The sequence below is a fragment of the Candidatus Acidiferrales bacterium genome, from assembly GCA_035515795.1.
Classification (GTDB): domain Bacteria; phylum Bacteroidota; class Ignavibacteria; order Kryptoniales; family JAKASW01; genus JAKASW01.
The window spans coordinates 27,260-46,957 of the sequence record DATJAY010000030.1 but is presented as its reverse complement, the minus strand read 5'-3'; the positions used below and the strand labels follow the sequence as shown (position 1 = coordinate 46,957).

Sequence of the window (19,698 nt, the reverse complement as noted above, 5' to 3'; positions counted from 1 at the left end):
TCGATGAAATTTAGTGCCCGCCAAGCTACTTATCAAAGCAGTCGTTACGTCAAGAGAGAGGAGATATATCGATTATCTTTAAAAGAGATTCACTCCGACTTGTATCCCGCCGCCGAAACTAAAATGCTCAATGAGACTTGTGTTTCCAAAAACATCAGAGACTAACAAATGGGCGCCAAAACAGAATAGATTGCTGCCTTTAATCTGATATTCGCCTCCTATTTCTCCCAAAATTTCCGGATAAGTTTTCGTAATTTCGGATACAGGAAAGTATTCCGAGTACCAGGCGCTGGAAGGATCAAGCTGCATTTCCCCCCTCACCACTTGGATGACACCTGACTCCAATCGAAAGTAAGGTTTTACAAACGAGGACCATGCTGGGAAATACGTCCCAACGATCCCGGCTGAATAGAATTTCTCAGACAGATGCACCGTGCCCTCCAAGGTTTCTAAGTCGGCATTCTGAATTGTTCCAATTGCGCACCGTGCACCGAAAGAAAGCGACCTGCTTAAATTGTACTCAGCCTGCAAATCAAAGCTGCCCTCGATGCCCACAGGCAGATCTCTAAGATAAATGTCATAATTACTAGGACTAGGACTCCCCTTGTACCTCAAGATCATCCCGGGATCATCGGCGGGTTTCTGGTATGCCGTCATGTCCAGATCAACACTTAGAGTAAAGTTTTTTCTATCGTAGTTGTTCTCTGAAACGAATTCTAATTCCGCTTTCTTCGTTTCTATTTTCCTTCTAAGTTCCGAATAAGGAAACGACAATGAATCTTTAAGAATGACGAAAGCGGGATTCGACGGACTCTCATCCTCAAAAGTCTCTATCAACCGCAACGCTTCGTCGTACTTGCCGCCAAGATATAATTCCTCTGCCATGGCATAGTCATCCCGAAGGCGTTTCTTTCCGGATTGAACATACTTATTCATAAAGCAAAGCGCAGCGTAGAAATCTTCCAATGCAACAAAGTACTGCTGGTTTGCCGCGGCGTCTACAAACTTCTGACATTCGAGACTTGCCTTTTCGCCGCGAGGACATGTTATCAAATCCAGATAAGATGCTTCAAAAATTCCGGAAAGCTCCTGGAGCCGTCCCGCATTTGCTATCGGCAATTGGCGAAGCCTTTGGGTAAGTGTATCATAATCCTCTGCTTCTTCCGAAGGGATTCCGCGCACTGCAAAATTCTGAGAGAACTCCTCCCAACTTACAATGAATGTCTTGAAATCACCGGCGATCAGAAGTGAGTCAAGATAGTCCGGATTGATTTGTTTTTCCTGGGAGAAAGCCACCTTAACAATGAGTAGAGTAAATACTACGCTGCATACGAGTTTGATTCTGTCCACGTTAGCCTCCCTTTGATACAAAACTTACTCAAAACAAACTTGGCCGCCTTTCATACCCACATCACTACAATCAAAATGTAGTTCCTCTCCGAAGTATTTTCAAGTTACGAGGTGTCCCAGGACTAAATATCGCCACTCAATTATCCAAAGTGCGCAGGCAATCTGTGGAATATCTCCCTGCTCGATTCCGCCCTTATCGAATCAATATTTTCTTCTGAAAAAATTCTTCCAGACTAAATAGAAACCCGCTAGAACTATTGCCGCTGAAACGATGAAACGCAGCAAACCGAACAAACGATCGCTGAAATTGAAGTCGCCCTTCGCAATCATCATCCCTATCCACCCGAATGCGACAAACAGCACCGCGATCACTAGAAGGCGATACTCTTTGACGTTGGAAAAAAACAACATCAAGAACGACAAACCCGGGATGATAAGAACCGAAGGCCATATCTGATTCCATGCACCGGGAACAAGATCATAGGCGACGAGAAGCACGAGGAGTCCCGCCAAAAACAACGCTGATCCCCAAAATAATCTGCCGTGGTTGGAGGACGCGAACGCAGTGATCGCCTCATATCCACCCGACAGGAGAACCATGAAGGCAATGATCCGTTCAAAATCTAAACTGAGAACCCCCGCCCGGCTCATTAAAAGGAGCACACCCAGCCCGAGGAGAAGCACTCCCACAAGAAACGTACCGACACTTCCTCTTTTGTCCGCTGCGCGTTCCATCATATCTTCTCCATCGGAATAACTAAAGCACAGACAAAATAAAGAATCAGAGCCATTCCGAACGAGGCGACCGCCGCCAAGACAAATGCCAGCCTTACTAATGTCGAGTCTATCTTTAGATATTCAGCTATTCCTCCGCATACCCCGGCGACTTTCTTATCATAGGACGACCGGAAAAGACGATTTGTGTTATCAAAGGCGCTTTGGCCATGAGAAGTCACTTGAGAGCCTTCGTTCTCAAGCGTTTCCTGATGCGATTCGTTTCTTCGCGCCATCAGAAATATGCTTCCCGTCAAAATGAGAATGATCGGCAGCAATAAATTCCCGACAGAATGCAGGCTCAATATCCCCAACCGAGGGACAAATATCGTCGAGAAAATCCTTTCGTAGTGGAACAGCAGTATGACTCCAATAACGACGATAACTATTCCAACTATAGCTGCCGCCTCAGAATTTTTCTTCCTTGACGTTTCTTTTTGATACTCAGATGGACCGGACAAAGCTGAGGATTTAATCGGCATGATTACCATAGAGACAATATAGAAAATCATCCCCGCTGCAAAATTCAGAATCGTTAATGCAATAAGAGCGAGTCGCACAACTGACGGGTCGACCCCAAAGTGTTCGGCAAAACCGGCACACACCCCGTCGATCATTCTATCGGAATTTGATTTGTACAGCTTCCTCGCGCCTTGACTATGTGAGGATCGTTGCTCATCCATCGCGGAATATTTCAGACAGACTCTATTTTTTTACTTTTATGATCTCGTCTTCCGTAACGATATAGTCAACCTTGACATCTTCTTCCGTCGGTTCAATCGAATCAACAATTTGGAATTTATATGCGAGAGCTACCTTGGGTTTATTTTGCGCTCGCAGCAGCCCATCATAATATCCGAATCCCCATCCGATCCTGTTGCCCGTCCTATCGACCGCGACGACCGGCACAACAAACATATCCACTTCTTCAATTGCGATGCTGGAAAAGACTTTCGGCTCTTTGATCCCGAAAGGGCCGTCGGTCAAATCACCGATGTTCATGAGCTCGGACGAGTCTAACGTCCGCTCTTTCTTGTCCACTATGACGGGAAGTGCTATCCTCTTTCCACGTGCAAAAGACCGTGCGATAAGCATGATTGTATCGACTTCATTCGGCTTGGAAGAAGCGTAGGTATGAACAAGTCCGGCATTCCTATATTCCGGCAGATTCTCCAGCTGCGTCAGAACGAGTTTGCTCCGTTGAAGAGCCTCATCCTCGGACAACTCCTCGCGCAGCTGCAAAATAGTTTTCCTAATTTTTTCTTTCTCGGTCAATTGACTTTTCTCCTAATCGAAATCACAGGCTCGCGGTAATGTATCGGCGAATTTTTTTTGTCGACAAATGGTTTCAGTCTATGCGTCCAGATCCGCCTTATATAACATTCCGACAACGGAATAAGGCTATGATCTGAAACACAATCTTCAATGAACTTAATAAGTGATTAGTTCGTCCCGTCTCTCCAATCCCGGGAGGAGACCTTCGTTTAAAATATCACAAATCAACCAGACAAATGCAAACCAGGCAACTCGGAATGAGTGAGGAAGATTAATAACCCAGAACGCGGCGTTTAGAGTTTTTCGCTACTCACCTGGTGGCTTCAGGTCTATTAGATCTCAAGCCTTACATCACTTGTACGGCCGATCGTTCGAATTGCAACGTGGTGGTTTTCATCAGCCTCAACCATTCCCCAATATAACGCGAACTGCTGCATCTGATATTCCGCAGGGTATCGCTCCGATGCGCCGAGAAACACTTCATCGGCGCCAACCTCGACTGCCGTATGCGCGACCGCATACGCCGCATTATTCGTCGGTACCACAATCGGGAGGATCGTCTTTCCCTCTTTTTCTGCCAGCTTAATGACCTCGCTGAAGAGAGTTTGTTCGGGCAGATCGATCGTCTGTTGAACCGTCGTGCTCTGCCCGGGAATTACCTTCGCCGTCATGACAACTATATCGACACTGTCCGGATCATTTTCTTCGAGACATCTCTCCAAATGCTGGAGTCGATACGGTGCACGCACTGCAACCAATTTCCTTTGCGGATGTCTGCATCCGACGGCTTTGGCAGTAAGACTATTTTGCGCATAGACATTGAACTTTTCCAGCTGCGAATCTCTTGCGGCTGTCAATTTTGTGTTCGCACGTTCCGAAAAAACAAAAATCGTATATAAAAAGATAGTAAACGCGACCCCACCTTCAGTGGCGAACGGTTTCGTGAAAAGATTAACAAAACCGAGCGAGAACAAAATGATAAACACAAACCCCAGTCCAATCGGGATTTCATAGTTCCAAATTTTCACGTTCGGTGGAACACTCCACTCTCGCGGAGTCTTTACTCTGTAACGAAGGACGATCATCGAGAAAGCTATCATTATAAAGCTCCATACCACTCCGAACGCGTATGCTTCGCCGAGCAGGAAAACGTCGCCCCGGCTCAGTACGATTACAATCAATTGGAAGATCGCCAGAGTGTTTATTATTCTGTACGACGTTCCAAATCTCGGGTGAGGTTTCCTAAACCATTCATGCAAAACTCCATCTTCAGCCACCCTGTTCAAAACACTGTTTGCACCAATGAGAGCAGTGTTCACTGCTCCGGCGAGTATAAGGAATCCGACAATTACGACGAATGCCTGAACAGCGAGAAGAATAGTCTGAGGACCCATCAGATGCATCGCGAGGCCGCTCAAGGCGTTGTCGTTGTAGACGCCCATCAATTCCTTCTCCGGAACCAGCATCGACGCGAAGAGCGAATTGACGCCTGTAAAAACGAAACTGAAGATAAAAATAATGAGTCCCGTCCGGAGCAGGTTCTTCAGCTTAGGTGCTTCTATCTCTCGATAAACTTGTGCAAGCGTCTCTTCTCCGCTCACGGCCAGAATGGAATGTCCCATTCCGACCAACACTCCGACAATACCTATCGTCTTCAACCATCCAAAATGTTTGAGCCATCCGAGCGAATCATCGGACAGATTGATCGAGAACGCCGGAAGTTTTCCTCCCTTAACTACAATCGTGGCGACCGACCAAATCAATAATAGAATAGCCAGGGCAAGCGTAACCTGAAAGATCCTCAGCGCCTTTTCGCTCGATTCCTCAATGCCGATTACGTTCTTGCGCCAGAAATATAATTCGATGAGTACCGCGGTGATAACTGAAGCCCAAGCCGGCGACAGGGCAACCTTGATGCCCGACATAAAAAATATTGAGTTTATCAATCCGGCAATGTATTGCCCGGCGGACACGGCGCTGATCGGAGCAGTGATCAGGTAATCAAATATCAGTGCCGAGACAGAAAATTTCGCCGCGGTCGCACCGAGTGCTTCGTGGACAACTCTGTAGACTCCGCCTCGTACGAACATGCTCGAAGATTCGATATAGACGGCACGGATACCGTAAGAGAACAGCATTACGAAGAGTATGAACCATGGTGCAGATGGACCGACAGCCTTCTCCGCTATCCCGAGCGCGTAAAACGCACTCGAGCCGAGATCTGATACAACCACCGCCGCCGCACGCCAGTACGAAATGAACGACAGCATGACGGTTGTTATGACTACAACTTTGACTTTTTTAAAATCGATGCTCCCTGAATCTTCAGGAACTTCGATATATTCTTGTTTCATTTAATCCCGTTTATGGTACGTCTTGAGTCACGTCCCGCCAAAAATCTTGTATGTCAGGATCCCGCTTCGCGATGATCGCACATTCACAATCTTGAACAACTGAGTCACACAAGTGCATAAACTATAAGACGCGGCAGGAAAAAACAAACCTTTATGCGCAAATAATGTAAATCGGGCAATTATTTTGAGGATGTGACTTCCTTCCACCAGCTCTCAGCAAGCAAAATTACCATTCCTGGTTCTTCCATCCTCATTTCTCTAACAAAAGCTTTATCGTTCGATTTCCGAGATCTGTCGACATTCTGCAAAAATAAACTCCGCTCGCAAGACCACTTCCGTTGAAGTTGACTGTATAAGTACCCGCTTCCTGGTAACCTTTATCGATATTTCTTACCTTCCTCCCGACCACGTCATAGATTTCAAAGCTGACTTTCGTTCCAGCGGGCATTGTGTATCCGAGCTGCGTTTCCAGCGTGAACGGATTTGGGAAACTGCTCAACAATAATGATGAATACGGCAAGGTGGTATCGCTCCATGGCACAACCCTCTTCATGATTTTGTCAGCGGGGTCAAAAACGACTGAATCAGGTTGAACCGGTAGCGGAATAGTGAACGTCTGTGTTATGCTGGAATCGACAAAACTTCCTATGGTTTTCCCTCCCTGGAAATAAGCTGCAAACTCAACAGGCATTTTGAAGGTTCGAGGACTTGTCTGCACTTGCTTCAAATAAAATACAAGCGAGCTTCCTTCTCTCCTGTAAGTGTACGAATACACAGGATACCCGGGCTGGAAAATCCATTCATCAAAAAACCAGCTCATGTCTGAGTGAGTATCCTCACCGACAACATTCTCAAAGTCCAAAGTCACCGCATTTCCGAATTGGAAATCGGAACGATAGGTCCTGAAAATTGCGAAGAAGGTTGAATCGCCGACAATGTACCTCAACATGTTGAGCACCCATGCGCCTTTGTAGTATTCAGCAAGACCGAAAACATAACCCGGCGGCGGCGCATAGATAGCATACTGGATTTGGCTGTACTCGTTGAAGTATTCATTTTCATAGTTCTGCATCTCGTTCTCAAAACTCGACTGGCTTAGATGCTCCAGCTGCATTGCTTCCGAATATGTGGCAAAGCTTTCATTCAGCCAAATATCGTTCCATGTCCCGAGCGTGACCATGTCACCCCACCATTGATGAGCAAGCTCGTGGGCTACAACGTCGCGTCTAAATTCGTATTTGCGCAGCAGCGTCGTGATGGTTTGATGCTCCATGCCGCCATAGCCGAAAGGCTCAATTCCGGTCATACAGTATTTGTCGAAAGGAAATGCGCCGTAAAGCGATTCGTAGAATTTTATCATCGAAGCGACTGTGTCGATGCTGCAATCAGAGTTCGAAAGGGCGCCTGATGAATCTTCGGGATAAACATAATACCTAATTGGGATAGTGCTGCCGTCACTTTTCGTGTAACTTCTCTCGATCACAGCAAACCGTGCCGCCGTCACACACATGAGATATGTTGCGATAGGGTAGTTCTCCTTCCAATCGAAAGTCAAGCTTCCATCATGGTTGTCGATTTCATCGACAAGAGTCCCGTTTGATGCGGCGGTGTAACCGCTCGGGACACGAACGGATATTTCACACATCGCTTTGTCAGATGGATCGTCGTAACACGGCATCCAGTCATGCGCGTCGGCCGGCTCGCTCATCGTGTAAGCAAGTGTGTGCGGAACAGTGTAACTTGCGGTAAGTTGTTCGCCGCCGTAATAATAATAAAAACCTTTCTGTGAGTTCGGGGATTGCTCCACGACGTGGTAGTACAGCTCAACGACTCCGGTGTCTCCTGCATTGTAATTTTTATCCAATGTTATGTTCAACTTGGAACCGACGCTATTGAGCTGAAGCGCTCTGCCACTCGCAACAACGGAATCGACACGCAAATAAGTGGTATCATTGTCAATGTCCATTTTGTTAAGCGGAGTGACAAGATCTGGGCGAAATGTGACCTGCATGACCCCAAAATATGAATCGGAGGAACCGGAGATAATACCGTACCAGTCCATGAAGAGCTTATATTCTATCATATCATAAGAGTGATGGCTTGAGTAATTTGCTGTGTAAACGGGCCGTCTATTTTGGGCGAAACAATTCAAGCCGCCGGAGAAAATCAATAACAAGGTGCAGACGGCATGGTAAATTCCCGGTGAAACCCTCAATCTCATTCCGTCGGCACTTCTTTTCTCTCGCGTCGAATTTCTTCACGCCCACGCCTTCCCTCACCGATCAAGTTTAAGACGAGTACTCCTGACAAAATCAACGCAGCGCCAAGAAGTATTCCCGGTGGAAATTTTTCATCAAGGACGATTGCGCCCGCGGTTAACGCGAGAACAGGAGTTATGAATGACGTCACCGATAGCAGTACAACACTGATGTGCTTCAGCAGATAAAAATAAATGGTGAACGCAATTATCGAACCGAATATTGCCAAATAAAAAATCGATGCGACGGTCGATGCATCGAATCTTAAATCCTGCCAGTTCTCGACAAAAACGCTCGTGAGCAAAAGCGTAACCGCTCCCAACGTCATGGGTATCAAATTGATGAACAGCGGGTCTATTTCCCTGCCGAACTTTTTCACGCCGACCGCCACCGAAGCGTTTGCAAACGCGCTTACAACCACCGCGAGAATCCCCTCCGCAGATTCAATTGAACCCAACCTCAGGTCTCCCCAAAATATTATGGACAGACCGGCAAATCCGAGGATGATCCCAAAGATCTTCCAAAAAGAAAGATCATCGGTCTTTAGGAAAATCCTGGACAGGATGGCCGCAAAAAAGGGCATCACTGCAAACGTCGTCGCGGTTAAACCTGAAGTTATTCTTTCTTCTGCCCAGTAAACCAAGCCATAAGGCACGCTGAACGAACCGAGGCCCACTAACATTAGAAAAATCGTCTGCCTGAAATTGAAGCGAAACTTGTACTTTCGAATTTTCAAAATTAGAAAAATCAGAAGTGAGGCAATTGCGAACCTGATTCCGGCGCTGAGGAACGGCGGCAGTGAAAAAATCGCAAATTTTATCGCAAGCCAAGTCGTTCCCCAAATAAGACATATCAAAATGTAACCGAACATGATTTTAATGCCGAGCGGTATTGCTCGAAGCGTGCCATCACGGGAGTATAGCATAACTCTTAGAAGCTGACTTTCAAGTTGACGAGAGTCGGTACCGGCGAAGCAGTTAACTGCACACCGAGATCGTCACCGAGGATTCTCTGGCGCCACTTAGTCAATTGCGGACTGATGAGATGAATTGCGAATGCAGATGCACTTCCCAAAATTGCACCGGCCAAAACATCACTCGGATAATGCAAACCCATATAAATTCTCCCGTACCCGACGAACACCGCCCAAGCATACGCAGGAATATAAACGTAAGGTTTCGGGTAGCGAAAGGTCAACGCCGTCGCAATCGCAAATGCGGCGGTAGTGTGCCCCGATGGCATGGAATATTTGTCTGCAGTGTCGAGGTGCATCGTGTGAACATCGGAGAGCGTTCCATAAGGGCGATCTCTTTTCACGACCACATTCTTCAGAATGTAATAAATCGCGTATGCCGACACCTCGGTCACTCCAACCATGACACCTGTGTCAAAAGTATAACCGTCTTTTTCCGCTAGACCGACACTACCGAAAATGAGAGGCGTTGCAACTGCAATCGGCAAGACGGAGTAATCGTTTGCACCGACGGTCGCATCTTGAAAATTGGAGCGTGAATTGTTAATGCTTCTGAAGACGTCTACGTCCCACTTGGGCTGGGCTATCGAATTGAAGGATGTTGCCGTGAAAAAGAGACAAAAAAAACCCGTCACACAGATTGCATGACGGGTGGGCAAACAAAATCTATTTCTCATTCATGCAAAACGTTTCGGTAAATATTATAATAGTGCATCACATTTTCAACATAGGTCAGGGTTTCCTCATAGCTCCCGAAAGTCCCGAAGGACGGTTTCCCATTTTGCCAAATATGTTCATGCAGCGGAGAATATCTCACCGACAAAAGAGGAAGTGCGGACTTGACGGACAGCCACAATGTGGGTTTGTCACCGAGGAACTCTGCAACCGATTGTGCATCCTGAATTCTTCCCAGTCCGCAGTTGTAAGCAGCAACTGCAAGTTCCAGCCTGTCATCCCCATCGCAGTCGGAGTAGTTTCTCAGCATATCCCTGAGTTGAATTACTCCCAGCAGGATGTTGTCAACCGGGTCTGAGAGATCATCGACGTTATGCGAGGAAGCCAATTGAAGCCCTGTGACCGGCATTAACTGCATGAATCCAGATGCGCCCTTATATGAAGTTGCCTCAGGATCGAAACCTGATTCAGCCCTGAGAACTGCCAGCGCAAGCCGCCAGTCAACTCCGTACTCATAAGATATTTTTTGGAGCTGCTTTCCGTACTCGCTGAGGAAAATGTACGTCTTGCGATCAAGTTTCGGTATTGACGATTCCGGAACGACAGTACTATCATATGTGTAGCGAGCAGCATCTATTTCACCGGTCAAGACGATTGCTGCGCCTATAATCACAAATATGACTATTCTAATGAACAGACCACGAATGTGAGGCCTTTTCATCCATCCTCCATTATTAATTCGACTTGTTATTCGAAAAACATAGCTTTTCTTATGTATTGAGGTACATATATGCCAGACCTCTCTCCGTACCTCTCCCGTGGAATCTATCTACTTAACAACACTCTCTATCCAATGGTTCACTCTGTATTAGTATAATAACTGGTTTCTTTGATTTTCCCAAACATTTTTTTGGTTTAAATTGACATGCATCACATGAGCCATCTAAATTCAGCGAATTTCGCCGTATGCAGAGATCAAGAATTGTCCTCGTTGGAAAACGAAAAATCGAATTACCTTCGGAAAGCTGAAAAAGAGAGGTCGTAAAGCCCGGTGAATACCCTATCGAACATCCATCCATGCCACGCCTTGCTTGGGAACACAAGGGAAAAGAAAAACACCGTTTTGCGGCGCGTGTGGAATTACTTTTTGCTCGAGTATTTTTCGAACAATTCCCTGAGCCGACTCATGGACAACACATCAAGCTCTTCATCGTCCTTATCCCGCTTTACAAACATGTCAAAGTCATACTTATCCCTCGGCAGCATCTTTGAGGTTTTGTACCTCAGCGCTTCGATCATTTTCTTCTGTTCTGTGCTCGACATCTCAGCCTCCTGAAACCCTGCATTCATTCCGGACAATTTTCTCAAGTTCATCCAGCTGCTCCGGAGTATTGACCCCCCTTATTTCATTGAAATCATCGGCAGCCACCGCACTTATCTTAATCTTCCGTTCTGCAAAATATCCAAGAACGTCAGTCAGGTAATACTCGTGCTGGGCATTGTCCGAGTTTATGTGATGTAACGCCTCAAAAAGTTCTTTACGGCTAAACAAATAAATTCCCGAATTTATCTCTTTGATTTTCTTCTGTTGAGCACTTGAATCCTTCTCTTCGACTATCCGATCGACTGAGCCGTCTGAGAGCCTGAGAATTCTTCCGTAGCCGGTTGGATCGTCTACCATCGCCGTCAAGACCGTCGCAATTGAATGATTTTGATAATGAGCATCAATAAGCCGGCGAATGGTTTTTTCCGTAAGAATTGGCACATCGCCTGAAAGGACGAGCACTTCACCATCAAAGGTCGAAAGCATATCTTCTGTCTGCAGTACGGCGTGCCCGGTTCCCAGCTGCTCTTGTTGAAGTGCGAAAACGACACCGTCTCCGAATGCTGCTTCGAGATACTTCATCACTATTTCGCGCTTGTTTCCGACTACCACAATAACCGATTCACTTCCGATCCGCTTCGCGAGATCAACAACATAATGAACCATCGGTTTACCGTTGACTTTATACATCACCTTCGGCAAATTCGGGTCTTTCATCCTCTTCCCTTTGCCCGCGGCGAGTACCACCGTAACAAATTCTCTTTTCCCCATCTTGCTTACTTCAAGCTATCCGGTTCGTCCAGGTGTCCTTTAATGGTCTTTTTGATTTTATTTTCCCTGTCGACCAGCACCACGGTCGGCTCATGCTTTTCTGCTTCCGCCTGGTCAAATTCGGCATAAGAAATAATTATCACCTCATCGCCAACTGAACCCAACCGTGCCGCGGGACCGTTCAAACAAATTATTCCCGAGCGTACCTTGCCTGGAATTATGTAGGTCTCGAACCGTTCGCCGTTGTTTACATTCACAACCTGCACTTTTTCATACGGCAGAATCTCCGACGCTTTAAGGAGATCCGTGTCGACCGTCAGACTCCCCTCGTAATAAAGTTCAGCTTGCGTTACAGTCGCACGGTGAATTTTCGATTTACAAAGAGTGATCTTCAATTACATTCCAGATATTATCAATAAATCGCAATCCATGATGTAAGTTATGAATCGGTGGCAATGTTAGCAAGGCATAACGCGAAGAAGAGACTATGGATTTGACGAACTATTGTTTCCTGGTTAACAGCGTATAGATGATGGCTTTCTGTGAATGCAGCCTGTTTTCCGACTCGTCCCAGACGACGGACTGTTTCGAGTCAATCACATCATCCGTCACCTCTTCGCCGCGGTGCGCAGGGAGGCAATGCATGAAGATCGCCGACTTCTTCGCGAGTTTCATTAATTCTTTGTTCACCTGGTAATTGCGGAAAGTATTCAGCCTCGCCTCCTTCTCCGCTTCCTGTCCCATGCTTACCCAAACGTCAGTGTAAACGACATCGGCCTGGCCCAGCGCACTCCTGGGATCGTGTACAATTTCTACGGCAGCGCGATTTTCTTTCGCCGCATTCATTGATACTCTCATGACTTCCAATGGTGGTTCGTATCCTTCGGGCGTAGCGGCGACGAAGTCCATTCCCATTTTAGCAGCCATTATCATGAGAGAATTGCAGACATTGTTGCCGTCTCCTATGAATGCGAATTTTTGCTTCTTCAGCGTTCCAAGGTGCTCCACTATAGTCAAGAAATCTCCAATTGCCTGGCACGGGTGCTCATAATCTGTCAGTGCGTTGACCACAGGGATTTTCGTATACCGCGCCATGTCGACACAGCTTTGATGCGCGTAAGTCCTAACTACTACCGCCGACATCCACCTCTCAAGATTTTTCGACACATCGTAGACGCTCTCACGTTTGCCCAGATTGATATCCGATTGAGTAAGATAAACAGAATGGCCGCCGAGTTGATGGATTCCTACGTCGAACGTAACGTGAGTCCTCAGTGATTGTTTCTCAAATATCAACGCGATCGATTTCCCCCTTATCGAATCTTTGTACTTTTCAGGACGAGACTTCATCTTAGCCGCCAGCTCTAACAGTTTTTTCAATTCTTGCGATGACCAGTCGGCGATACTCAGAAAATCTTTTTTCATTCAACTCCTCCTCTTGTGTGTACAGCAACCTTTGTTTCTGAAAATCTAAGATAACCCATGTCTCTTCAAAAATCCTTCCAAAATCTCTTCGAGGCCCGGCTTGGTTATCTCAGCCAACTCGTATCTCACTCTCACAGAAGGCTTTTTTATTTTCACAACTCTTCTCAAATCTATCGGCGTGCCGATAACGACGGTGTCACAATCAACTTTGTTTATCGTCGCCTCCAAATCTTTTATCTGTTTTTCCCCATAACCCATCGCAGGAAGAAGTGTTCCGGTTTGCGGATATTTCTTGAATGTCTCCGAGATTGTGCCGACAGCCCAAGGACGAGGATCCACCAGTTCCTTCGCTCCGAACTTCTGCGCAGCAATGACACCTGCACCGTATGACATCCCGCCGTGAGTAAGCGTCGGGCCATCTTCAACGACGAGCACTTTTTTCCCTCGAATTAGAGATTGGTCATCGACGGCGACCGGAGACGCAGCTTCGATTATTGCCGCATCAGGGTTAACACTGTGCACATTCCGCCTTACCGTGTCTACATTTTCTCTCGATGCGGACTCGACCTTGTTTATTACCACGACGTCTGACAACAAAATATTCGTCATGCCCGCATAATAAGTCAGCTCATGACCGGGCCGATGCGGGTCGGCAACGGTTATCGTCAAGTCGGGGCGATAAAATGAGGTGTCGTTGTTGCCGCCGTCCCAGACGAGGACATCTGCCTCCTTTTCAGCATCATGGAGAATCGCTTCGTAATCAACTCCCGCATATATGATGGTCCCGTTCATGATGTGCGGCTCGTATTCTTCCATCTCTTCGATGGTACATTCAAACTTTTTCAGATCGGCAATCTTCGCGTAACGTTGAACTCTCTGCTTAACTAAGTTCCCGTAAGGCATTGGATGGCGAACCGCAACGACACGAAGTCCGTTCTCTCTCAAGATGGCACAGACTTTTCGAGACGTCTGGCTTTTGCCTGCGCCGGTTCTGACCGCGACAACAGCAACTACGGGTACTTTGCTTTCGAGCATTGTTTCTCTTACGCCAAGGAGTCTAAAGTCGGCACCGAACGACATGACTTCCGATGCCTTGGACATAACATAATCAAATGAGACATCCGAGTAAGAAAAAACGGCCTGTTCGACTCCGTTATCTTTTATCAGAAGAGGCAGCTGAGATTCCGGGAAGATCGGGATACCCCCGGGATACAACTTTCCCGCAAGCTCCGCCGGGTACTTGCGGCCGGCAATATTCGGAATCTGTGTCGCCGTGAACGCAACGACCTCATATTCCTCTTCGTCTCTGAAAACAGTATTGAAGTTGTGGAAGTCCCTTCCTGCGGCACCCAGTATCACAATTTTCTTCCGTCTCATGATACATCCCTTTCTTTGAAGGAGTCCACCTTCCGCGGACATTGATTTGGAAAAGAGAATACGACAAAATCTTGAATCTTACATAGTGTCCGTCGAATTGATTTCACGATATTCTGTTCCATGGTTTGAATAACCCGTCGGCGCATGTTGGGACACATTAGATGGTTGGCAAGAAATTTTCAAGGAGCTTTCACTGGATTTCCAAACGGGGAGAATTTATCTTTAGCAAGAGAGGTTCCATGACAGCACTTGAATTCGTGAAAATGAACAGGAGGGGATTCCTGCAATTTTTCCGGTCAAAATTCCCAATATTTCATCTTTCCAACGTTTTCTATCTCGATATAAAATACGCGCTGAAATACTATCTGGTAGAGAATCACTTCAAGGTCGCCGATGTGGAACTTGAAACCCTTGCCGAAACGTTAATTAATGAGATGGTTTTGGACGGCCTTTTTAAATATATCTCGAACGGAACTTGGACTTTAAATTATCCCGAATTTCGAGCAAAGACGCCGGGAAAACCTTTTCTACAGCAGTAAAATTTTCGTTTACAAATAGATTTTCCGAAGGACTCCTTCGGAACAGGAGAAATGAAATGGTCGACGTAGAAACTCTTCAACAGGAAATAAGAATCTCAGACAAAGCCGCGGGCGAAATAAAAAAAGTCATGACGGAAAACAAAATCCCTGACACTTTCGGTTTGAGAATGGGTGTCAAAGGCGGAGGGTGCAGCGGATTTACATATGTTCTCGGATTCGACGAGAAAGCGTCGGAGACTGATCGCGTCTTCGATGCCAACGGGGTAAGAGTATTCGTGGATGAACGAAGCCTCCCGTACCTTTCGGGTATCCTCCTCGATTACCAGGAAGGCCTGACAGGCAAAGGATTCACATTCGACAACCCGAACGCGACACGGAGCTGTGGCTGCGGACATTCATTCAACGCTTAAGCTACTTTTCGCCGCAGGCAGATGCATTCATCCGAGGCGAAAAATATGGTGGAGCAAAAGGTGAATTCATTTTTCATTTCTTACCCTTCAATATTTCATATCATGGAACACTACTTCACAGGAAAGGAGTAACAAATGCCGTATCAGGCTAAGACTTATAGTCACTTAATCGGCATGGAGGGTTTCTCGAAGCAGCTGCTTGAGAACCACTTCACGCTTTATCAAGGGTACGTTACAAACACAAACAAGCTGGCTGACACTCTTTCGCAAATGCTCAAGGATGGCAAGACAGGGACGCCGGAGTATGCAGAGTTGAAAAGAAGGTTTGGTTGGGAATTCAACGGCATGAGACTACATGAATTTTATTTCGACAACCTCGGCGGCAAAGAAGCGCTCGGGAACAAGACTTCGCTTCACGGCGTGATCGAAAAACAGTTCGGGAGCTTCGCCAATTGGGAGGTCGACTTCAAAGCTGCCGGGAGCATGAGAGGAATAGGTTGGACATTGCTCTATTTAGACGGATCAAACGGGTCCCTTTACAATGATTGGATAAACGAACACGACATGGGCCACCTTGCAGGCTGTACCCCTATAGTTGTGCTTGATGTGTTTGAACACGCTTACATGATTGATTATGGTTTGAAACGCGGCGACTACATCACGGCGTTCATGAAAAATATCAACTGGAAAGAAGCTTCGTCGCGCTTCGATAAAGCGCAGCACTAAACGCTCTTTTGACGCTGAAGCATTTTGCAAACATTCATTCGCCGGAGATTCAAGAGATGAAACGAAATCGAATAACAATAAATAGTATGGAGGGAGAACAATGAGATACATAAAAATCGCTGCCTTCGTCTTCAGTGCAATTCTCGCAACGGCTACGTTAAGCTTTGCGCAGGACAACATGAAAGACATGAAGGGAATGTCGACAGAAAAAGACAAGGGTGCCAATGCAACAACCACCATCCAAGGTGAAGTGGTCGACATGGCATGTTACATGACCAAAGGCCAGCACGGTGCCGATCATGCCGACTGTGCGCAGATGTGCATCAACAGTGGCCTGCCGGTCGGGATACTGGACAAAAGCGGCCATGTTTACCTCTGCATGATGTCTAACCATAAGAGCGCAAACTCATCATTGGTTCAGTATGCTGCGAAGCAAGTGAAGGTCACCGGAACGGTCTTCAAGAAGGGTGGAATGGATCTTTTGGCTGTTGATAAAGTGGAACCCCTGGAGAGCGATACAGGCACGAAATAAATATCTAACCTTGCGAAGGTTTTGTGACCTTCGCAAGGTTTACTTCCTTACCCCGTATTCCTCATCCCGGCTGCGATCCCATTCACCGTTGACCTGAGCAGGTCGAGTATTTCCTGACGGTTTCTTCCTTCTGATTTTTCTTCGCGGAACATCTTTAAGAATTTTATCTGTACCAAACTTATCGGGTCGATATAGGCATCTCTAAGCCTGAGAGATCTCTGAAGTGATGGATTAGAATCCAGAAGGTTTTCCTCGCCCGTAATATTGAGAACTGCTCTCACTGATCTCTTGTACTCTTCACTTATCAATCCGAAAAGCTTCTCGGCAGTTTCCTTGTTCCCGCAAAGACGAATATATTCCCTGCTGATAATCATATCCGATTTCATCAAGACCATCTCAACGTTGTCGGTTAATGCTTTGAAGAATTCCCACTCGTTGTACATCTTGCTCAACGCATCCCAGCTGGTTGTACCATCTTGGACGGCCTTTTCAAGTGCATGCCCAAAACCGTACCATCCTGAGATAAGGTGCCTGTTCTGTGTCCATGCAAATACCCACGGAATCGCGCGAAGATTTTTCAAATCCGCGCTGTCGTCCCGCGAAGGTGGACGCGAGCCGATTTCAATGCGCTCGATAACATCAATGGGTGTTGCCTGTCGAAAGTATTCCGGGAATCCCGGGTCAGTGATCAGCTCACGGTAATGCCTGATCGCGATTTCTGAAATTGTTTCAAAGACAGACACATATTTCTTGCTGGAATTGTGCACTCCGGACTTATACTTTGCCGTCGAAAGAAGAACCGCGGAGGTTGTCAACTCGATGTGCCGCAATGCAATCTCAGGCATGGCGTATTTTACGAAAATCATCTCGCCCTGTTCGGTAATCTTGATTTCTCCTTCAATCGTGCCAATAGGTTGTGATAGTATTGCCTGATTCAACGGACCTCCGCCTCGTGAGACACTCCCCCCGCGTCCATGGAAAAGGACAAGCTTGATTCCATACCTATCGCAAACCTTCTTCAAGTTTATCTGCGCTTTTATTAATTCAAAATTGGAAGTAACTATGCCGCCGTCTTTGTTACTGTCAGAATAGCCGATCATGATTTTCTGCACCATACCGCGAAGCGCGACGTGCTGTCTGTAAGCTTCGTTCTTAAACAGCTCCGCGAGAACAATATGAGCAGATTTCAAATCGTCGATCGTTTCAAATAATGGAAGGAGGTCGATGCGGGACTGTACCACTTTCCCGTCCCGCACCTTAACGAGACCGCCTTCTTTTGCAAAAAGAAGCGGAGTCAGAACGTCACTGACCGAAGAACTCATGCTCACAATATAGTCCGTGCACGCTTCATCGCCGGCGCAATCCTTACCGAATCCCATGGACTCAAATTCCGCGAACACCTCTTTCGTGTCTGCGCTCAGCGCCAGGTTGGAATTTACGATAGGCCTTGCATTCAATATTTCTCTGGTAAGAATTTTCGAGCGGCTCGCTTCATTCAGATTCGCAAATTCACGCGCCACTTCCGAAGCAGCAAACAATTCGGACACGGCTTTGAAGAGAACGTGAGCGTTCTGCCTAATGTCGAGCGTGGCAAGGTGAAATCCAAAGGTTTTGGCCTTATAAATAATCGGCAATACCTTCGACCCGGCAATTACCTCTCCCTTATTGGACAAAAGACTTTCGTACATCACCTCGAGATCGCGGATGAATTCGCTTACAGAATTATATCCTTTGTTTCTTCCTTCCAGAGTATTATTCAACTTGTGATAAATCAAGAAAGCTTTTACACGATAAATTTCAGACTGGTCTCTCAGGTCTTCTTCGCGTACCTGGTCAGAAAGGATTTCCTTATCATTGTTGAACGATCTAATCATCTCCTCCGAAGCCCCGACGAGACGCGTCGAGGTGCTCATCGTGTCGAACAGCCGGTCGATATCCTTCATGTAGAGTGAAAGTATCTGCTTCTTCTGCATTTCGAAGGCATTCCTTGTGACTTCCGAGGTTACATAAGGATGCCCGTCTCTGTCGCCGCCAATCCATGATCCAAATTTCAGTATGACGGGAGAAGTGATTTCGGCATCGAATGCTTTTTTCAGAATTTGATTCAGTCTGTCATAAAAAACCGGCGTCGTGTCATATAAAATTTCTCTGAAGAAAAACAAGCCGCGCCTTATCTCGTCGTTCACCGTAACCTTGTTCATCCGTATTTCGTTGGTCTGCCAGAGCATCGTTATCTCCGCATGCAGCTGTTTCCGCAATTCGGCAAGCTCGTCCGGAGTCAAGGTTGATGTTTCCCGCCGCAGAAGGAGATCGCTTATGTTTAGAATTTTCCTCAGAATTGTCTGGCGTGTAGCCTCGGTAGGGTGTGCGGTGAAGACGGGAATAACATTCATCGAATCGAGAATCTCGCGCACAAAATAGATCGAGCAACCGGAATTTCTTAACTCCATGATCGCCTCTTCCATCGAGCCGCGCTGGGGAGTCCCGTCCGTGATAGCATGCACCCGCTGTCTCCTGATGCGGTGAATCTCGTCGGCCGTGTTGCTCAAGAGGAAATAATAGAGGAATGCACGCACGATCTTGCCGGCCTTGTCCAGATCAAGCGAGTCTATGAGCGCATCGATCTCGCACTTCGTGTCCGGCAGATACTCGGAACGAAGAGACTTTGTAAGTAAACGAAGCCGCTCCTCGAGATCGAAGAAGTCTTTCCCTTCCTGCTCGATCAATACTTTGCCGAGGATTGCACCAAGCTCGCGGATGTCGCGATGAAGCGGCGCGTCGAGAATATCTCTTTCGTGGGAGCTCGGATCCTTTATATCCTGCCGATTATGAATCAGTTCCTGTGTCATCTCTCAAAATCAATTTTTGCCGAAGAGGTCCGAGAACCAAAGGCGTGTAATATGCATAAAGACCGAAGGAAAAAAACTCAAAGCAC

At 46.7% G+C, this 19,698-nt stretch carries 19 protein-coding genes; 4 read left to right on the top strand and 15 right to left on the bottom strand.

The annotated features are described in order from the left end of the window. Positions 1-78: 78 nt before the first annotated feature. From VLX91_12525 to VLX91_12460, 14 genes are all read right to left on the bottom strand, one after another. Positions 79-1,350, bottom strand: coding sequence for a hypothetical protein (locus tag VLX91_12525; GenBank protein HUI31031.1), 1,272 nt, complete (start codon positions 1,348-1,350; stop codon positions 79-81). A 201-nt stretch (positions 1,351-1,551) separates the two neighbouring features. Continuing rightward, positions 1,552-2,085: a hypothetical protein gene (locus VLX91_12520; GenBank protein ID HUI31030.1), complete on the bottom strand. Its 534-nt coding sequence runs from the start codon at positions 2,083-2,085 to the stop codon at positions 1,552-1,554. Next, the gene (locus VLX91_12515) at positions 2,085-2,807 is read right to left on the bottom strand and encodes a PspC domain-containing protein (GenBank protein HUI31029.1); all 723 of its coding nucleotides are present in this window, start codon (positions 2,805-2,807) and stop codon (positions 2,085-2,087) included. The genes VLX91_12520 and VLX91_12515 overlap by 1 nt, the downstream gene beginning before the upstream one ends. A 22-nt stretch (positions 2,808-2,829) precedes the next feature. Next, on the bottom strand, positions 2,830-3,399 hold the full coding sequence (locus VLX91_12510; GenBank protein HUI31028.1) for a 5-formyltetrahydrofolate cyclo-ligase: 570 nt from the start codon (positions 3,397-3,399) through the stop codon (positions 2,830-2,832). A 332-nt stretch (positions 3,400-3,731) separates the two neighbouring features. Next, entirely contained in the window at positions 3,732-5,753 is a 2,022-nt protein-coding gene (locus tag VLX91_12505; protein ID HUI31027.1) for an APC family permease, read from the bottom strand. A gap of 250 nt (positions 5,754-6,003) precedes the next feature. After that, positions 6,004-7,836 (bottom strand): M1 family aminopeptidase, encoded by a 1,833-nt coding sequence (locus VLX91_12500; protein ID HUI31026.1) that lies wholly within the window; start codon positions 7,834-7,836, stop codon positions 6,004-6,006. A gap of 134 nt (positions 7,837-7,970) precedes the next feature. Then, entirely contained in the window at positions 7,971-8,936 is a 966-nt protein-coding gene (locus VLX91_12495; protein ID HUI31025.1) for an EamA family transporter, read from the bottom strand. Between the two features lie 5 nt (positions 8,937-8,941). Beyond that, positions 8,942-9,661, bottom strand: a complete 720-nt coding sequence (locus tag VLX91_12490) for a phosphatase PAP2 family protein (GenBank protein HUI31024.1) — start codon at positions 9,659-9,661, stop codon at positions 8,942-8,944. Then, positions 9,658-10,380 carry a transglycosylase SLT domain-containing protein gene (locus tag VLX91_12485; GenBank protein HUI31023.1) on the bottom strand — a complete coding sequence of 241 codons (723 nt, stop codon included), beginning with the start codon at positions 10,378-10,380 and terminating at the stop codon, positions 9,658-9,660. Before VLX91_12485 ends, VLX91_12490 begins: the two co-directional genes overlap by 4 nt. A 419-nt stretch (positions 10,381-10,799) precedes the next feature. After that, on the bottom strand, positions 10,800-10,982 hold the full coding sequence (locus VLX91_12480; protein HUI31022.1) for a hypothetical protein: 183 nt from the start codon (positions 10,980-10,982) through the stop codon (positions 10,800-10,802). Between the two features lies 1 nt (position 10,983). Next, positions 10,984-11,754, bottom strand: a complete 771-nt coding sequence (locus VLX91_12475) for a sugar phosphate nucleotidyltransferase (protein HUI31021.1) — start codon at positions 11,752-11,754, stop codon at positions 10,984-10,986. A gap of 5 nt (positions 11,755-11,759) precedes the next feature. Further along, a complete protein-coding gene (gene panD, locus VLX91_12470; GenBank protein ID HUI31020.1) occupies positions 11,760-12,149 on the bottom strand; it encodes an aspartate 1-decarboxylase in 390 nt (129 codons plus the stop codon). A gap of 106 nt (positions 12,150-12,255) precedes the next feature. Beyond that, positions 12,256-13,179, bottom strand: a complete 924-nt coding sequence (gene argF / locus VLX91_12465) for an ornithine carbamoyltransferase (protein ID HUI31019.1) — start codon at positions 13,177-13,179, stop codon at positions 12,256-12,258. Between the two features lie 45 nt (positions 13,180-13,224). Then, on the bottom strand, positions 13,225-14,556 hold the full coding sequence (locus VLX91_12460) for a cyclic 2,3-diphosphoglycerate synthase (GenBank protein HUI31018.1): 1,332 nt from the start codon (positions 14,554-14,556) through the stop codon (positions 13,225-13,227). Between the two features lie 239 nt (positions 14,557-14,795). Between VLX91_12460 and VLX91_12455 the strand changes: the two genes are divergently transcribed. The 4 genes from VLX91_12455 to VLX91_12440 all read left to right on the top strand — a co-directional run bounded on the left by VLX91_12455 (position 14,796) and on the right by VLX91_12440 (position 16,763). Beyond that, positions 14,796-15,095, top strand: coding sequence for a hypothetical protein (locus VLX91_12455; GenBank protein HUI31017.1), 300 nt, complete (start codon positions 14,796-14,798; stop codon positions 15,093-15,095). Between the two features lie 56 nt (positions 15,096-15,151). Beyond that, positions 15,152-15,505, top strand: a complete 354-nt coding sequence (locus tag VLX91_12450; protein HUI31016.1) for an iron-sulfur cluster assembly accessory protein — start codon at positions 15,152-15,154, stop codon at positions 15,503-15,505. A gap of 135 nt (positions 15,506-15,640) precedes the next feature. After that, complete coding sequence (locus VLX91_12445) at positions 15,641-16,231, top strand: superoxide dismutase (protein ID HUI31015.1); 591 nt, start codon at positions 15,641-15,643, stop codon at positions 16,229-16,231. Between the two features lie 100 nt (positions 16,232-16,331). Beyond that, on the top strand, positions 16,332-16,763 hold the full coding sequence (locus tag VLX91_12440; protein ID HUI31014.1) for a hypothetical protein: 432 nt from the start codon (positions 16,332-16,334) through the stop codon (positions 16,761-16,763). A 47-nt stretch (positions 16,764-16,810) separates the two neighbouring features. Here VLX91_12440 and ppc read toward each other — a convergent pair whose 3' ends face one another. Beyond that, the gene (ppc, locus tag VLX91_12435) at positions 16,811-19,612 is read right to left on the bottom strand and encodes a phosphoenolpyruvate carboxylase (GenBank protein HUI31013.1); all 2,802 of its coding nucleotides are present in this window, start codon (positions 19,610-19,612) and stop codon (positions 16,811-16,813) included. Between the last annotated feature and the right edge of the window lie 86 nt (positions 19,613-19,698).

What these genes read in the sequence shown, in the direction of transcription:
- VLX91_12520 (HUI31030.1), bottom strand. Translation starts at nt 2,085, where the DNA reads ATGGAACGCGCAGCGGACAAAAGAGGAAGTGTCGGTACGTTTCTTGTG.
- VLX91_12515 (HUI31029.1), bottom strand. Translation starts at nt 2,807, where the DNA reads ATGGATGAGCAACGATCCTCACATAGTCAAGGCGCGAGGAAGCTGTAC.
- VLX91_12505 (HUI31027.1), bottom strand. Translation starts at nt 5,753, where the DNA reads ATGAAACAAGAATATATCGAAGTTCCTGAAGATTCAGGGAGCATCGAT.
- VLX91_12500 (HUI31026.1), bottom strand. Translation starts at nt 7,836, where the DNA reads ATGATAGAATATAAGCTCTTCATGGACTGGTACGGTATTATCTCCGGT.
- VLX91_12495 (HUI31025.1), bottom strand. Translation starts at nt 8,936, where the DNA reads ATGCTATACTCCCGTGATGGCACGCTTCGAGCAATACCGCTCGGCATT.
- VLX91_12490 (HUI31024.1), bottom strand. Translation starts at nt 9,661, where the DNA reads ATGAGAAATAGATTTTGTTTGCCCACCCGTCATGCAATCTGTGTGACG.
- VLX91_12485 (HUI31023.1), bottom strand. Translation starts at nt 10,380, where the DNA reads ATGAAAAGGCCTCACATTCGTGGTCTGTTCATTAGAATAGTCATATTT.
- VLX91_12480 (HUI31022.1), bottom strand. Translation starts at nt 10,982, where the DNA reads ATGTCGAGCACAGAACAGAAGAAAATGATCGAAGCGCTGAGGTACAAA.
- VLX91_12475 (HUI31021.1), bottom strand. Translation starts at nt 11,754, where the DNA reads ATGGGGAAAAGAGAATTTGTTACGGTGGTACTCGCCGCGGGCAAAGGG.
- argF (HUI31019.1), bottom strand. Translation starts at nt 13,179, where the DNA reads ATGAAAAAAGATTTTCTGAGTATCGCCGACTGGTCATCGCAAGAATTG.
- VLX91_12460 (HUI31018.1), bottom strand. Translation starts at nt 14,556, where the DNA reads ATGAGACGGAAGAAAATTGTGATACTGGGTGCCGCAGGAAGGGACTTC.
- VLX91_12455 (HUI31017.1), top strand. Translation starts at nt 14,796, where the DNA reads ATGACAGCACTTGAATTCGTGAAAATGAACAGGAGGGGATTCCTGCAA.
- VLX91_12450 (HUI31016.1), top strand. Translation starts at nt 15,152, where the DNA reads ATGGTCGACGTAGAAACTCTTCAACAGGAAATAAGAATCTCAGACAAA.
- VLX91_12445 (HUI31015.1), top strand. Translation starts at nt 15,641, where the DNA reads ATGCCGTATCAGGCTAAGACTTATAGTCACTTAATCGGCATGGAGGGT.
- VLX91_12440 (HUI31014.1), top strand. Translation starts at nt 16,332, where the DNA reads ATGAGATACATAAAAATCGCTGCCTTCGTCTTCAGTGCAATTCTCGCA.
- ppc (HUI31013.1), bottom strand. Translation starts at nt 19,612, where the DNA reads ATGACACAGGAACTGATTCATAATCGGCAGGATATAAAGGATCCGAGC.